Source organism: Rhodococcus sp. IEGM 27 (assembly GCF_033142305.1).
Taxonomy (GTDB): Bacteria; Actinomycetota; Actinomycetes; order Mycobacteriales; family Mycobacteriaceae; genus Rhodococcus_F; species Rhodococcus_F oxybenzonivorans.
In genome coordinates, this window is record NZ_JAWLSG010000001.1 from 1,060,872 (window position 1) to 1,074,290 (window position 13,419).

The window sequence follows — 13,419 nt, forward strand, 5'->3', positions numbered from 1 at the left end:
GTACTAGAACATGTTTCACTTTGTGAAGGTCCGCGAGACTCGTGTGCGGGTCACCGCTACACCGTCGACACCGCTACACAGGGGTGAGCTGATCGACGAGCCAGCGGTCGTCGACCTTCTGCAGCGAGACCCGCACCCGGCTACCCGACGTCCGAGCATCCGGTGCTTCGGCACTGGTAGTGGTTTGGTTGAGGTAGAGCAGGACCACCGCCTCGGTGGGGGTGGTCGACACCGGTGCGGCTGCTTGCACCGTCACCTGAACCGTCAGCTGCTTCTCCTTGGCCCCCGGGGCGATGGTTTCCTCCACCAGGGAGGTGTAGTCGTCGCGGAAGGAGCCGGTGATTCCGTCTGCCGCAGCAGCCAATTGGCTGTCGACGTTGGCGAAGTCGTACGCCAACATCGCAACGGCCTGCCTGCTCGCCGCGTCGACCGCCTCGGAGCGGGCCTGTTCGGCCAATTGGTCCTGGCGATGGCCGTACCAGAGGAATCCCACGCCGACAGCGAGGGCGACGATCACAAGCGCCGTCACGATCTTCAACGCTGCCGCCTTGGTGACGACCGGGAGCTTTCGCCGTTGTTCTGCGGACGTGTCGACGTCGTTGTCGGTCATGGGACGAACTCCACCTTCGATGCGGTCAACTTCCCGTTGTCGTCACTGACGGTCACCCGCATCCGGAAGTCACGCGGCGACGGCTCCGGCTGTTCGGTGCTGGTGACCATGGTGCGGGCCGCGACGAGCACGTCGGCCGAAATGTCTGTCTCGCTCTGAATTCCCGCTTCGAGGACTTCGCCCTCGGTGGTGACGTTTGCATCGCGGACCACACCGACGAACGGGTCTTCCCTGCCTTGAAATTCGGCCAGGAAGGCTCCTGACGCACCCGCTAGGATTCGGTCGACATCTTCTTTCGCGGTCTCCGGATGGATCGTCGTCAGGTTCAGTACGGTCTGTCGCGCCGTGTCGATGAAGGCCTGGCGCCGGTCGTCTCGTTCGCGCGCCGACCGTTGGTCGAGCAGCAGGACGACGGCGGCCACGACCAAGGCGAGAACGACGACCGCGACCGCACCGTAGCCGATCAGCGACTTCCACGAACGACGCGTCCCCTTCTCGTCTTCGGGCGGTGGCAACGCCCCGCCCGACTTGACGGCACCCTCGGCGGCCGCCTTCTTCGTCGAGATCGTCTCTGCCACCGGTTCGCGCTCGGGCTGGGGCGCTGTAGCAGGGTGCGCGTCGCTGGACTTCGCCAATACGACCGGTTGCGGCGTTCCGGTCTCACCGACCGGTGGACCTGCGTGACGTACCGCTCGCCGCCTGCTGCGCTCCTTCCGTGCCGGGGAGGCCTCCCCCACCGCGTCAGCGGCACGCTCTTGTGTCGATGAACTCAAATCTGCTGACCTGTCATCATCGTCTGCCACGTCGAGTCCTTTCTCGGCGATCCTGACGCCAGATCCGGTTGGGTGTACGTCTTACCATCCGAACCGACAAAGCTACCCGTTCCCGGGTCGTACGGGACGGCCGCGACCGGCCCACTCGGTGATCCTTCGTAGGAACTGGGGATAACAGGAACGGCCGTATACGAGGGTACATCCGGCGGCATGATCGGCCCGTACGGCGGGTTGTTACCCGCGGCCTCCCACCCGTCCCGGCACGCCTGCACGGTCGGCGCCCGGCGGCCGGGGTATTCCATGCAGGGAAGGTTGCGTGCACCACGGACGACCGAAGGATCATCCTGCGCCGCTTTGCAATACAGATCGTTCGGAGTCGCGATAGGTTCGGTCTGATCGCCAGTGCGCCGCTGATCCGGCGGCAGAAAACCTGTGGTGCACGCCGGCGGATCGTGGAGTTCCAGGGCGAAGTCGACGATCGCGCCGTCCTCGACCGGTCCGCCTTTGGCGGCGGTGACGAGCGCGGCGGTCAACGGTGGGTAGATGACGAGAACTTGCTCGATACTCTTGTTGTAGATGACGCCGACCTGTCCGACGCTCACCAGGTTGCTCAGCAGGATCGGCAGGGTGGGCTGCAACTCCTGGAAAAGTTGGGTGGCTTCGACGGCCGTCCCGGGACCCTTCTCGAGCACTCCCCTGATATCGGAATCGCTGGCCCGGAGCTGATCGGTGAAGGTGACAAGGTCCTGGGTCCAGGATCGGATGGCGTCACTGCTGACGGTCTGCGTATCGAGCAGAGGGCCGATCTGATCGATCAGGTCTATCGTCGCGTCGCTGTTGGCATCCGCCTCTTCGACGAACAGACGGGCCGAGTCGATGAGCCGCTGCAGGTCGGGGCCGGAACCGTTGAACGCGGTGAACGCCTCGTCGATCACGGTACGTAACCGAGTATCGGAGATGCTGGCCAACAGCACGTCGGCTTGATCGAGCATCTCGCCGACATCCTGCGGTACGGCGGACCGATCCAGTGGAATGACGTCACCTGCCGCGAGATCCGGGCCCTCCGACGTCCGCGGAATCAGGTCGACGTACTGCTCGCCGATGGCCGACACACTCTTCACCACTGCGTCGACGTCGGCTGGAATCTTGTAGCTGCTGTCGAGCGACAGCTGGGCCTCGACTCCGTCGTCGGTGAGCGCGACACGATCGACGACACCGACGTTGGTTCCCCGATAGGCAACGTTGGCGTGGGAGTACAGCCCTCCGGTGGACGGAAGTTGCACCACGATGTCGTAGCGCCCGATGCCGAACATGACCGGCACCTTCACATACTGGATCGACATCACCGCGAGGCCGATCACCGTGAGGATCGAGAAGATGATCAGCTGGATACGTACGAATTTCCTCATGGTGCCGGGGCCCCTCCCAGTTGCGGCGGAAGGCCGGGAATCTGCGGGAGACCGGGAATCTGCGGCAGTCCGGGGAGAGCGGGTGCCTGCGCGGGTTTCGGTGCCTGCGGCGGGGCGGGCAGCAGCGGAATCTGCAGCGGGTCGCCGGACTGTCCGGCGACACCGGCGAGCGAACCGACAGCTCCTTCCACTCCACCGAGTGATCCACCCAGGGCCGTACCGGTCAGGAAGTTGCTGTCGACCCTCGCCGCACTCAGGTCGACGGTCATCATCAGGTTCGCGTAATCGCCTCGAATGGCCTTGTCCATCGTCCTCATCGGGAACGGGTAGGTGAGCATCAGGGTCAGGACGTCGGTGAGTGCGCTGCCCGAATTGGCGAGTTCCGCGAGCACCGGTGTGAGGTTACGCAAGTTTTGTTCCAGCTCTTCCCCGCTGCTGTCGACGAGACGGGTCGCGGTGTCGCTGAGTTTGCCGAGCTCCACCAGCGCCGTCGTCAGATTCTGACGCTGCGCCACAAGCACTTCGAGTCCAGGTGGGATGTCGTCGAGCGCTGCCTCGAGCGTGGGCTTCTGCTGGTTGACGGTGACGGAGAGTCGATCGAGCCCCTCCATGGCACCGATGATGTCACCGCGCTGTTGGTCCAGGCTCGTGACCAACCGGTCGAGTTGTGGAAGCAGGTCACGGACCTCGGCCTCGCGCCCGCCGAGTGCAGCGTTCAATTCTTCGGTGATGTCCCGGATCTGGGCAATACCTCCGCCGTTCAGAACCACAGACAAGGATGACAGCGTCTGCTCCGTCGTCGGGTATGCCCCTGCACGCTCGATCGGGATCACGTCCCCTTCCGCCAACCTGCCCTGTGGCTCCGCGTCGGTGGGCGGCGCCAACTCGAGATGCTGCGAGCCCAGGAGGCTCGTCTGGCCGATCTTGGCGGTCGCATTGGCGGGCAGTTCGACATCGTTGTTCAGCGAGACGGTGACCTGCGCGTGCCAGTCCTTCACGTCGATTCCCGTGACGGTACCCACGGTGACGTCATTGACGCGGACCGGTGAATTCTGCGAGAGAGTGGTGACATTGGGCATCTCGATCTCGACGGTGTACGCGTCACCGCCGGTGCCTTCCGTTCCCGGAAGGGGAAGCGAATTGAGACCCTCCCACTCACAGCCGGTCATGGTCAGCGACAAGGCGAGCACCCCGGCCGCGATCCCGCCACCCCGCACGCGTCTGCCCCGGAACCCGGTCATCGTCCACCTCCCGGCTGCAGCAGGTCGTTCAAGTCCCTCGGCACCGCGACGGTCGGTATTCCGGCCAGCGCACCCGTCGCCGGCGGTGCGGACCGCGGGGGTACCGATCCGGCCAGGCTCGGCGGACTGTACTGAAGCTGATCCGGGAACGCGTTCACACCCGTCGTGGGATTGCTGAGAATGGGCAGGTAGTTCATCGTGAGCGAGTTCAGCACCGGCGACAGGTATTGCGTGCACAGATCGGCGCTGCGCTGGGAATCGTTGGCTTGCAAACTTTGGATCGCCCCACACATGAAGTTGACGGGGTTGCCGAAGTTCGCGAATGCCACGGCTCCGACCAAGGACCCCTGCGCCGGCTTGTAGATGTTGCTGAAGTTGGCCAGTGCCGTGGGGGCGACGTGCAGCGTCTGTTCCAGCTGCGGTCGCTTGTCGGCGAGCACCTGGGTGGCATCGGCCAGGCGACCGACCTGCTCGGTGAGCGCGGCCCTGTTCTCGACGACGAACCGGTTGACGTCGCCAAGTGCGAGATCCAGGTCGACCAGGGCGGTGCCGAGTTCGTCCGAATTGGTGGCGAGCAAGTTCGACACCGAGGCGAGCCGGCCCTCGAACTGCACGATCTGCTCGTTGCTCGACGAGAGGGCTGCTACGAATGTTTGCAGGTTCCGGATGGTGGAGAACAGATCGGTCCGTCCGTCGGACAGCGTCCGCATGGTCTCCGACAGTTCACGCAGCGTGTTACGCAGGGATTCACCGTTGCCGTCGAGGTTGTTCGCTGCGGTGTCGATGAACGTTCCCAGCGATCCCTGCGGGTCGGCGCCCTGCGGCCCGAGCGCTTCGGACAGTTTGTTCAGCTCCGACTTGATCTCGTCCCACTCCACCGGCACCGCGGTGCGCTGCACCGGAATATCTGCCCCGTCCTGCATGGTCGGGCCCCCGGCATAGACGGGCGTCAACTGGACGAACCGGCCGGACACCAGGCTCGGCGCAACGATGATCGCCTTGGCGTCGGCGGGGATCTCCACACTCTTGTCGACGCTCATGGTGACCTTGGCGAAGTCGGGACCCGGCTCGATCTTGCCGACGCTGCCCACCTTGACGCCCAACACCCGCACGTCGTCTCCGGAATAGAGGCCGGTCGTGGTCGGAAAGTAGGCGGTGACGGTGTTCTCGAACAGTCGCGGCAGAAAGACGACCAGGCCGCCGACGATCAGGGCCACCACGACGCCGGCGATCGCACCGCGAATCCACCACTTCTTCCGCGCACCGGTTTCTTCTGTGTGTGTCATCGGGGCCTCAGTTCGAGGGACGGCCCGGTCTGCAGGTAGGCCTGCAGGTCGTTCGGCAGATGCTCCGGCCACAGGATCGCGTCGTTCAGCCCCTGCAGCAGGTTGCCGATGCCGATGTTGTAGACGTACGCCATGAAGAAGGGCCCGCTCCCCACAGATTCACCCAGCTGCGTCGCGTACGGTGCGAGGCCGTCGAGCGCCTGCGAAATGTTGTCCTTGTTGCGTTGGAGGATGTCGACCACGGAGTTCAGCTTGTCGAGCGTCGGCTTCATCTGCTCCTGGTTGTCCTGCACCAGGCCCGTCAGTTGCCTCGACACCGCCGAGATGTTCACGATCAATTGGCTGATCGCGGCCCGGCGACGGTCGAGTTCACCCAGCAGTTCGTTGCCGTCGACGATCAGCGAGTTGATCTGGCCGCTGCGCTCGGCGAGTATGCCCGTCACGTTCTCGGCGCGAGAGAGCAACTGCTTCAGCGTTTCGTCGCGTGAATTGATGCTTTCCGACAACCGGGTCAGCCCGTCGAGCGCGGTGCGCAGCTCCGGAGGGGTGTTCTCGAGCGCACCCGACATCGCGTTCAGCGCGTCGTTGACCTGATCGGTGTCGAGCTCGGACACCGTCGTGGTGAGGTCGCCGAGTGCATCGTTGAGCGAGTAGGGCGAATTGGTGCGGTCCAGCGGGATTGTCGATCCCACCGGCAGCGTCTCCGTTCCTCGCGGAGTGACCGCAAGCGACTTGCGGCCGAGAATGGTATTTGTCTTGATATCCGCCTCGGTCACATCACCGAGTGCTATGCCGTCCTCGACAGTGAAGGTGACGAGCACGTGCTGCCCGTCGAGCTCGACGTCGGAGACCTTGCCCACGTCGACCCCCGCCAGGGTGACCGTGTCACCTGCCATCAGGCCACCGGCGTCCTCGAACATGGCATTGTAATGTGTTCCGCCCGACAGGAACTGGAGCTGGTCGTACTGGAGGGTGGCGATCACGATCATGGCGGAGACTGCCACACCGATCAGCCCGACCTGGACGGGATTGCGTTCTTGTCTCATGGTTACGGTGCACACCTCCCCGCTGTCTGTCCGCCTGGCATGTTGAGAAGCAGATCCGATCCCTCCGGTCCGGTGAACTTGAACTTGACCGTGCACACGTACATCTGGAAGAAGCTGCCGTACGTGCCGATTCGGATGAGTCGGCGATAGGCGTCCGGCAGGTTCTGGAGCACCCAATCGAGAGTCTCTTCGCCCATCTGCAGCTGCGTTGCAGTGCGATTCGCCTCCGCAACGGTGCTCTGCAACGGCGGGCGGACGCCTTCGAGCAACTCCGCAAGGTCTCCTGTGCCGCCGGCGATCCTCGGGATGGCGTCACCGATCGGATCGCGGTCCTGCGCGAGGCCGCTCACCAATTGCTGCAGTTGATCGAGAGTGGACCTGAACTGATCACCGCGGTTGTTGATGGTTCCGAGAACCTCGTTGAGGTTGGTGATGACCTCACCGATCAACTGGTCGCGGTCCGCGAGTGTGTTGGTGAACGAACTGGTACTGCCCAGCAGTGACACAAGTGTGCCGCCCTGCCCCTGGAAAACCTGCACCAGCGCCGCCGAGAGATCGTTGACCTGCTGCGGATTCAACGAACGCAGGAGCGGCTTGAACCCACCGAGCAAGAGGTCCAGGTCGAGTGCGGGAGATGTCTGATCCACCGGGATGGACCCCCCCTCCGGAAGCGGCTCCACCGACCCCGCACCCTCGAGGAGTTCCATGTAGCGATCACCGACGAGGTTCTCGTATCGGACCGTAGCCTTCGTTCCTTCGAACAACGAGTACTTCGACTCCACGTCGAACTCCACGTCGGCAAGGTTGTCGTCGTCGATCTTCACGTTCTTGACCGCGCCGACCGGCACACCGGCAATGCGCACCTTGTCACCCGGTTTGAGACCGGACACATCGACGAACGTCGCCGAGTAGTCCTTGGACGTGCTGAAACGGTACTGGCTGAACACCACTGCGAGGCCCACGAAGATCAGGGTCATCACGGTCGCGAAGATCGCCAGCTTGACGGTTGTGCTTCTCACGGTCACTGCCCACCCGGCTCCGGGTAGACACCGGCGAACAGAATCTGGAAGACCTTCGGCATGTGTACCTGTACTTCGGTCGACGGCACGAACGGCACAGTACCCGTGTCAGCGACGAGGAACTTGGCGTGCACGTTCGGATCAGGATTCGGGAGGCCTGCGCAGTTGGGTCCTCCGGACGCGTTCACCTTCGGCAGATCCTCCGGGTAACTGTAGGGCTCCTGGCCATACATGAAGCTCGCACTCAACGCGATTCCCGGCTGATTGCCGCCGATGAGTTGTTCGGCAAGGGGAATCACGTTGTTGAGGCCGACGAGGAAGCAGGAGATCTCCGGCGAATATTCCGCCAGTAGATCCGTGGTGGGGAGCAGGAGGTCGAGGGTGTCCGTCAGCCCCTGCTCGTTGTCGGTCAGCACCGTATTCGCCGTGTCGGCCAAGCCCGTGGCGTTCAACAGCACTGCGTCGAGATTGTCCTGTTCCTCGACCACCGTGCGGCTGGTGGCGGTCACGTTGTCGAGGGTTTGCAGCAGTTCCGGGGCGGTGTCGGCGTAGACGTTCGTAACCACGGCGGCCTTCGCCAGATCCTCCTGCAACTGAGGGAGACTGGGGTTCACCTTGGCGAGGTAGCGGTCGCTCTGCTCGAGCAGTGCACCGAGTTCGTCGCCGCGACCGCGCAGCGCGGAGGCGATGGCCCCCAGTGTCGCGTTGAGCTTCTCGGGTTCGATCTGATCGAGCACATCCGTCAGATGCTGGAAGACCGAGTTGAACTCGACGGTGACGTTGTCGGAGGCGATGACGGCGCCCGGTTCGAGATGCGTGGTGGCGGGATCTTCCGGCATGACGAAGTTGACATATTTGGCGCCGAATACGGTAGTCGACTTGATTTCCACCGCGGCGTTGGAAGGGATCAGCGACATCATGTCGGGGTACATGTCGAGCTTCAGTTCGGCACCGTCGGTGACGTGCTCGACGGAGCCGACGCGACCGACCTCGACGCCGAGCAGCTTCACTTTCGCGTCCGGTTCCATGACCAGGCCCGCCCGGTCGGAGGTGACCGTGACCGGTGTCGATTCCGTGAAAGCGCCGTTGAACATGGCCAGCGAGAAGGCGATGATCGCCAGCAGACCCGCGACGAGGACGAGAGCCGCGAGCTTCTTCTTTCCGCCCGAATCAGTCATCTACCGGCACTCCTATCCCGAAAGGTTGAAGTTGCCGGAACCGCCGTATATGGCGAGGGAGATGAGGAGGGTAACCGTGACCACCGCTATCAGCGACGACCGCACCGCGTTGCCCACGGCCACGCCGACTCCGACGGGACCACCCGACGCGGTGAAGCCGTAGTAGGTGTGGATGAGCATGATGGCGATCGCCATGACGATGGCCTGCGCGAACGACCACAGAATGTCCGTCGGTATCAGAAAGGTCGAGAAGTAGTGGTCGTACACACCGGCGGACTGGTCGTAGAGAACCACGGTGGCGAATCGGCTGGCGATGAAGGATGCGATCACCGCAAGGGCGTAGAGCGGAACGATCGCGATCATTCCGGCCATCACCCGGGTGCTGACCAGGTACGGGATCGAGGGGATCGCCATCGTCTCGAGGGCATCGATCTCCTCGGACACGCGCATGGCACCGAGCTGGGCGGTCGAGCCCGCCCCGATCGTGGCCGCGAGTCCGATACCCGCGATGACCGGGGCCGCGATGCGTACGTTGATGAACGCGGCGAAGAAGCCTGTGAGCGCCTCGACACCGATGTTGCCGAGCGAGCTGTATCCCTGGACGGCGATGGTGCCTCCTGTGAAGAGCGTCAGAAATCCGACGATCACCACGGTTCCACCGATCACCGCCAGCGCACCCGTGCCCATGCTGATCTCGGCGATGAGCCGCAGAGTTTCCTTCGGGTACCGCCTCACCGCACGAGGGGCCCAGGCGATGGCGCGCGCAAAGAACAGCGCCTGCTCGCCGAGCCGGTCAATCGAACGGGACGTCGACGCGAATTGCCGGCGTGTGCGGGGAAACCGCCCGGCCGCTGCGAGAGACATCTACTCCACCACCATGTCGATCACCCTGCCGTCAGCTTGATGCCGACGGCGGTGACGAGAACGTTGACCACGAACAGCGCCATGAAGGAGAACACGACGGTCTGATTGACGGCGTCACCGACACTCTTGGCGCCACCTTTCACGTTGAGGCCGAGATAGGACGCGACAAGACCCGCGATCATGCCGAACAGACCGGCTTTGACCTCCGAGATCACGAGCTCACCGAACCCCGTGAGAAGGGTGATGCCGTTGACGAAGGCCCCCGGATTCACATCCTGGATGTACACCGAAAAGACGAACCCACCGAGAATCCCGATAGTGCAGACCAGGCCGTTCAGCAGTAGGGCCACGACGGTCGAGGCGAGCACGCGGGGTACGACCAGCCGATGAATCGGGTTGATACCGAGCACCCGCATCGCGTCGATCTCTTCGCGGATCGTGCGGGCCGAGAGGTCTGCGCAGATCGCGGTGGCGCCCGCCCCGGCCACGATGAGCACGGTCACGATGGGGCCGACCTGGGTCACGGTGCCCAGCGCCGCACCCGCGCCACTGAGATCCGCGGCACCTATCTCCCGGAGGAGGATGTTGATGGTGAAGCTCACCAGAACGGTGAACGGGATGGCGACCAGCACCGTGGGAACCATCGATACCCGGGCAACGAACCACGCCTGGTCCACGAACTCGCGACGCTGGAAGGGCCTCGAGAACACCGCCCTGAGCGTCTCGGCCGACATCGTGAAAAACCCGCCGACAGCGCGCAATGGCACCTCGAGGAGGTCTACCATTCGTCCTCCTCGTCCCTGATCGCACCCAGCACCGACTGTTGATTGAGCCCAGCCCCCCAACGGCCTGTGACTCAGGTCATATTAACTAGAACGTGTTCACCTGTCAAAAATAGCCGATCATCAGCAAGAATCGTCCCACATCGAGCACTTCGAGGAGGGCGTTTTCGTCCAAAAAAAGAGCCGCGATGCGTCCACCTCGAACGTCGACCGAGTACGTCTAAAGTGTTAGCACACAGCATGTTTGGTCACGATATGCCGTCTCCCTACCGAACCCGGACCGAGCCGCCTGCACGCCGCTGCGTGGACGTCACTCAGCCCTCGCCATGGAGGTGCCGAAGCCGAAATCGACGGTAAAACTAGAACAGGATCTAGCGTGTGTAGGCACATCGCTGCCTCCCCCGTCGCACCGTCTCGACCCCAGCCGGTCGCTGTGTATTTTCACCCAGTATCGCCCATCACGCGGGTATTACCTGGGAAAATGGGCGGTAACGCCGGATGTGTCGTCGACGCGCCGCGACGGCTCGTTCAGCCCAGCTCACGCAGGGCAGCCGACGCGGAGAACGTCGCGGCCGGATCGCGTTCACCGAAGTAGCTGCCGAGGCTCTCGGCCAGACTCGCCGGCGTCCATCGAGAGTCTGTCGCGTCGAATCGGCGCTCGACGACCGGAGCCGCCATCAACGCGACCATCGGGCCATAGACCACGAAGAGCTGCCCGTTGACGGTGTCGGCCGCGGGCGAGGCGAGGTAGGTGACCAACGCCGCCACATGCTCCGGCGACAGTGGGTCGATCCCCTCGGCCGGCGCCTCACCGAAGACGTTTTCCGTCATCGACGTGCGCGCACGGGGACAGATCGCGTTGGCCCGTACTCCATAGCGAGACAACCCGCGAGCGGCGGAGAGGGTCAGAGCCGTGATGCCCGCCTTGGCCGCACCGTAGTTTGCCTGCCCCTCGGGCCCTAGCAGGCCTGCCTCCGAGGACGTGTTGATGATGCGGCCGTACACGGGCGCACCCGCCTCCTTGGATTTTCCGCGCCAATAGGAGGCGGCGGAGCGGCACAGCAGAAAGTGCCCGCGCAGATGCACCTTCAGTACCAGATCCCAGTCTTCGTCCGACATGTTGAACAGCATGCGGTCCCGCGTTATCCCGGCATTGTTGACGAGGATGTCGAGGCTGCCGAATTGGCCGCGCGCCGCTTCCATGATCGCGTCGGCAGTGGACCGTTCACCGATGTCGCCGGCGACGAATTCGACCTTGGCGCCTAGACCTCGGATCTCTTCGAGTGTTTCTTCGACGGCGTCGGAGGTCACCAGGTCGTTGACCACGAGGGACGCACCCGCCCGCGCCAGACCGATCGCCTCGGACTTTCCGAGCCCGGATCCGGCGCCGGTGACGACGCCTACCTTGCCGTCCAAGTTCACATCGCGGTCAGCAACATCAGTCATGAAGCGGCACTCCTGGTCGTCTGCAATCGCCGCCGGGTTGCACACCCGGCGCCACGGTGGACGTCGTCACTGTAGAACGTGTTCTTATTTTGGGCAACGACGGTCAAGGGTGTTCGGTGAGCGCCGCCCTCGGACACTGCGCGATGGCAGTCCGCACGTCTTCCTCCCGGTCAGCGGGTGGGTGAGCGGTCGAAATGTGCAGATTATCGTCGTCGTCAAGGTCGAAGATGTCGGGGGCAATCCCTACGCACACACCGTTGGCCTCGCACCGGTCGAAATCGACTCTGACCTCCATGGCAACCCTCACTTCTCCTCGTCACGTCGCTCGTCGGCCCGGGCGCCGCCAGGCTGCGGCGCACACCGTTCCTGCGATAACACTAGAACCTGTTCCAGTCGTGTGCAATGATTCGTTCCACGACTGCGAGCAGGCCCACCGAGCGCGCCCCCCAGCCGGTCGGGCCCGACTCCCCGCCATCGCACCGTAGAGACTGGAACGTGTGCCAGTTGAGACGAGTTCCGGGCCTTCGGACTGGAGAGGTATTTGGATGCACATCACCTACACGCCACAACAGCAGGCGCTGCGCGAAGAATTGCGCGCCTACTTCGCGCAGTTGATGACGCCGGACCGGCGGGAGGCTCTCGCCGCCACCACCGGCGAGTACGGCGAGGGCAACGTCTACCGCGACGTCGTCGCGCAGATGGGCAAGGACGGCTGGTTGACGCTCGGCTGGCCGAAGGAATACGGCGGCCAGGAGCGTTCGGCGATGGAGCAGCTGATCTTCACCGACGAGGCCGCCATCGCCGGTGCCCCCGTGCCATTCCTCACGATCAACTCCGTAGCCCCCACGATCATGCACTTCGGTACGCCTGAGCAGAAGTCGTTCTTCTTGCCGAAGATATCCGCGGGCGAGCTGCACTTCTCCATCGGATACTCCGAGCCCGAGGCAGGGACGGACCTTGCAAGCCTGCGCACCACCGCCGTCAAGGACGGTGACGACTATGTGATCAACGGCCAGAAGATGTGGACGAGCCTGATCGCATACGCCGACTACGTGTGGTTGGCGTGCCGGACCGACCCCGAGGCGAAGAAGCACAAGGGCATCAGCATGCTGATCGTGCCCACCACGGCCGAAGGATTCTCGTACACACCCGTCCACACGATGGCCGGTCCCGACACCAGCGCCACCTACTACCAGGACGTGCGCGTACCGTCCTCCGCACTCGTGGGTCCCGAACACGGTGGTTGGGCGTTGATCACCAACCAGCTCAACCATGAGCGTGTCGCGCTCACCTCGGCCGGACCGATCCTCACCGCACAGCGGGAAGTGCGGGAGTGGGCGCAGAACACCAAGTTGCCGGACGGCCGCCGCGTCATCGACCAGGAATGGGTTCAGATCAATCTGGCCCGGGTCCATGCCAAGGCCGAGTACCTCAAGTTGATGAACTGGGAGATCGCCTCGTCGACCGGGGCAAGCGAAGCGACAGGGGATGATTCAGCGCACGCTCCGGGCCCGGAGGCGGCGTCGGCCAACAAGGTCTACGGAACCGAGTTCGCCACCGAGGCCTACCGACTGCTCATGGAAGTCCTCGGCCCGTCGGCCACGCTTCGGCAGAACTCCCCCGGCGTCCTGCTGCGCGGACGCATCGAGCGGATGCACCGTTCTTCCCTCATCCTCACTTTCGGTGGCGGAACCAACGAGGTGCAGCGCGACATCATCGGTATGACGGCCCTCGGCCTCCCCCCTGCGAAGCGTTAGGACACGAC

Annotated in this window: 13 protein-coding genes; 1 reads left to right on the plus strand and 12 read right to left on the minus strand. The window is 63.8% G+C overall.

The window, feature by feature from the left end:
* Window positions 1-73: 73 nt before the first annotated feature.
* The 12 genes from R4P95_RS04985 to R4P95_RS05040 form a co-directional block, all read right to left on the minus strand.
* Window positions 74-610 (minus strand): h domain protein, encoded by a 537-nt coding sequence (locus R4P95_RS04985; RefSeq protein ID WP_317743750.1) that lies wholly within the window; start codon window positions 608-610, stop codon window positions 74-76.
* On the minus strand, window positions 607-1,188 hold the full coding sequence (locus tag R4P95_RS04990; RefSeq protein ID WP_249354016.1) for a hypothetical protein: 582 nt from the start codon (window positions 1,186-1,188) through the stop codon (window positions 607-609). The genes R4P95_RS04985 and R4P95_RS04990 overlap by 4 nt, the downstream gene beginning before the upstream one ends.
* 191 nt (window positions 1,189-1,379) lie before the next feature.
* Window positions 1,380-2,792 (minus strand): MCE family protein, encoded by a 1,413-nt coding sequence (locus R4P95_RS04995; RefSeq protein ID WP_213573714.1) that lies wholly within the window; start codon window positions 2,790-2,792, stop codon window positions 1,380-1,382.
* The gene (locus R4P95_RS05000; protein ID WP_317743752.1) at window positions 2,789-4,033 is read right to left on the minus strand and encodes an MCE family protein; all 1,245 of its coding nucleotides are present in this window, start codon (window positions 4,031-4,033) and stop codon (window positions 2,789-2,791) included. Before R4P95_RS05000 ends, R4P95_RS04995 begins: the two co-directional genes overlap by 4 nt.
* Window positions 4,030-5,319: an MCE family protein gene (locus tag R4P95_RS05005; protein WP_317743753.1), complete on the minus strand. Its 1,290-nt coding sequence runs from the start codon at window positions 5,317-5,319 to the stop codon at window positions 4,030-4,032. Before R4P95_RS05005 ends, R4P95_RS05000 begins: the two co-directional genes overlap by 4 nt.
* Window positions 5,316-6,365 carry an MCE family protein gene (locus R4P95_RS05010; RefSeq protein ID WP_109326918.1) on the minus strand — a complete coding sequence of 350 codons (1,050 nt, stop codon included), beginning with the start codon at window positions 6,363-6,365 and terminating at the stop codon, window positions 5,316-5,318. The genes R4P95_RS05005 and R4P95_RS05010 overlap by 4 nt, the downstream gene beginning before the upstream one ends.
* Before the next feature lie 2 nt (window positions 6,366-6,367).
* A complete protein-coding gene (locus R4P95_RS05015) occupies window positions 6,368-7,390 on the minus strand; it encodes an MCE family protein (protein ID WP_159919305.1) in 1,023 nt (340 codons plus the stop codon).
* Window positions 7,387-8,562, minus strand: a complete 1,176-nt coding sequence (locus tag R4P95_RS05020; protein ID WP_213573719.1) for an MCE family protein — start codon at window positions 8,560-8,562, stop codon at window positions 7,387-7,389. The genes R4P95_RS05015 and R4P95_RS05020 overlap by 4 nt, the downstream gene beginning before the upstream one ends.
* Window positions 8,563-8,574: 12 nt before the next feature.
* Window positions 8,575-9,426 carry an MlaE family ABC transporter permease gene (locus R4P95_RS05025; protein WP_213573721.1) on the minus strand — a complete coding sequence of 284 codons (852 nt, stop codon included), beginning with the start codon at window positions 9,424-9,426 and terminating at the stop codon, window positions 8,575-8,577.
* A 20-nt stretch (window positions 9,427-9,446) separates the two neighbouring features.
* Window positions 9,447-10,211: an MlaE family ABC transporter permease gene (locus R4P95_RS05030; protein WP_109326912.1), complete on the minus strand. Its 765-nt coding sequence runs from the start codon at window positions 10,209-10,211 to the stop codon at window positions 9,447-9,449.
* A 525-nt stretch (window positions 10,212-10,736) separates the two neighbouring features.
* Entirely contained in the window at window positions 10,737-11,654 is a 918-nt protein-coding gene (locus R4P95_RS05035; protein ID WP_317743754.1) for a 3-oxoacyl-ACP reductase, read from the minus strand.
* 103 nt (window positions 11,655-11,757) lie between these two features.
* Window positions 11,758-11,949, minus strand: a complete 192-nt coding sequence (locus R4P95_RS05040; protein WP_109326911.1) for a ferredoxin — start codon at window positions 11,947-11,949, stop codon at window positions 11,758-11,760.
* Between the two features lie 250 nt (window positions 11,950-12,199).
* On the opposite strand from R4P95_RS05040, the gene R4P95_RS05045 reads away from it, so the two are divergent.
* Entirely contained in the window at window positions 12,200-13,411 is a 1,212-nt protein-coding gene (locus R4P95_RS05045; protein ID WP_213573725.1) for an acyl-CoA dehydrogenase family protein, read from the plus strand.
* Window positions 13,412-13,419: the final 8 nt, after the last annotated feature.

Coding starts and splice junctions, on each gene's coding strand:
- R4P95_RS05045 (WP_213573725.1), top strand. CDS start 12,200: ATGCACATCACCTACACGCCACAACAGCAGGCGCTGCGCGAAGAATTG.
- R4P95_RS05035 (WP_317743754.1), bottom strand. CDS start 11,654: ATGACTGATGTTGCTGACCGCGATGTGAACTTGGACGGCAAGGTAGGC.
- R4P95_RS05010 (WP_109326918.1), bottom strand. CDS start 6,365: ATGAGACAAGAACGCAATCCCGTCCAGGTCGGGCTGATCGGTGTGGCA.
- R4P95_RS05025 (WP_213573721.1), bottom strand. CDS start 9,426: ATGTCTCTCGCAGCGGCCGGGCGGTTTCCCCGCACACGCCGGCAATTC.
- R4P95_RS04995 (WP_213573714.1), bottom strand. CDS start 2,792: ATGAGGAAATTCGTACGTATCCAGCTGATCATCTTCTCGATCCTCACG.
- R4P95_RS04985 (WP_317743750.1), bottom strand. CDS start 610: ATGACCGACAACGACGTCGACACGTCCGCAGAACAACGGCGAAAGCTC.
- R4P95_RS05020 (WP_213573719.1), bottom strand. CDS start 8,562: ATGACTGATTCGGGCGGAAAGAAGAAGCTCGCGGCTCTCGTCCTCGTC.
- R4P95_RS05040 (WP_109326911.1), bottom strand. CDS start 11,949: ATGGAGGTCAGAGTCGATTTCGACCGGTGCGAGGCCAACGGTGTGTGC.
- R4P95_RS05000 (WP_317743752.1), bottom strand. CDS start 4,033: ATGACCGGGTTCCGGGGCAGACGCGTGCGGGGTGGCGGGATCGCGGCC.
- R4P95_RS05005 (WP_317743753.1), bottom strand. CDS start 5,319: ATGACACACACAGAAGAAACCGGTGCGCGGAAGAAGTGGTGGATTCGC.
- R4P95_RS05030 (WP_109326912.1), bottom strand. CDS start 10,211: ATGGTAGACCTCCTCGAGGTGCCATTGCGCGCTGTCGGCGGGTTTTTC.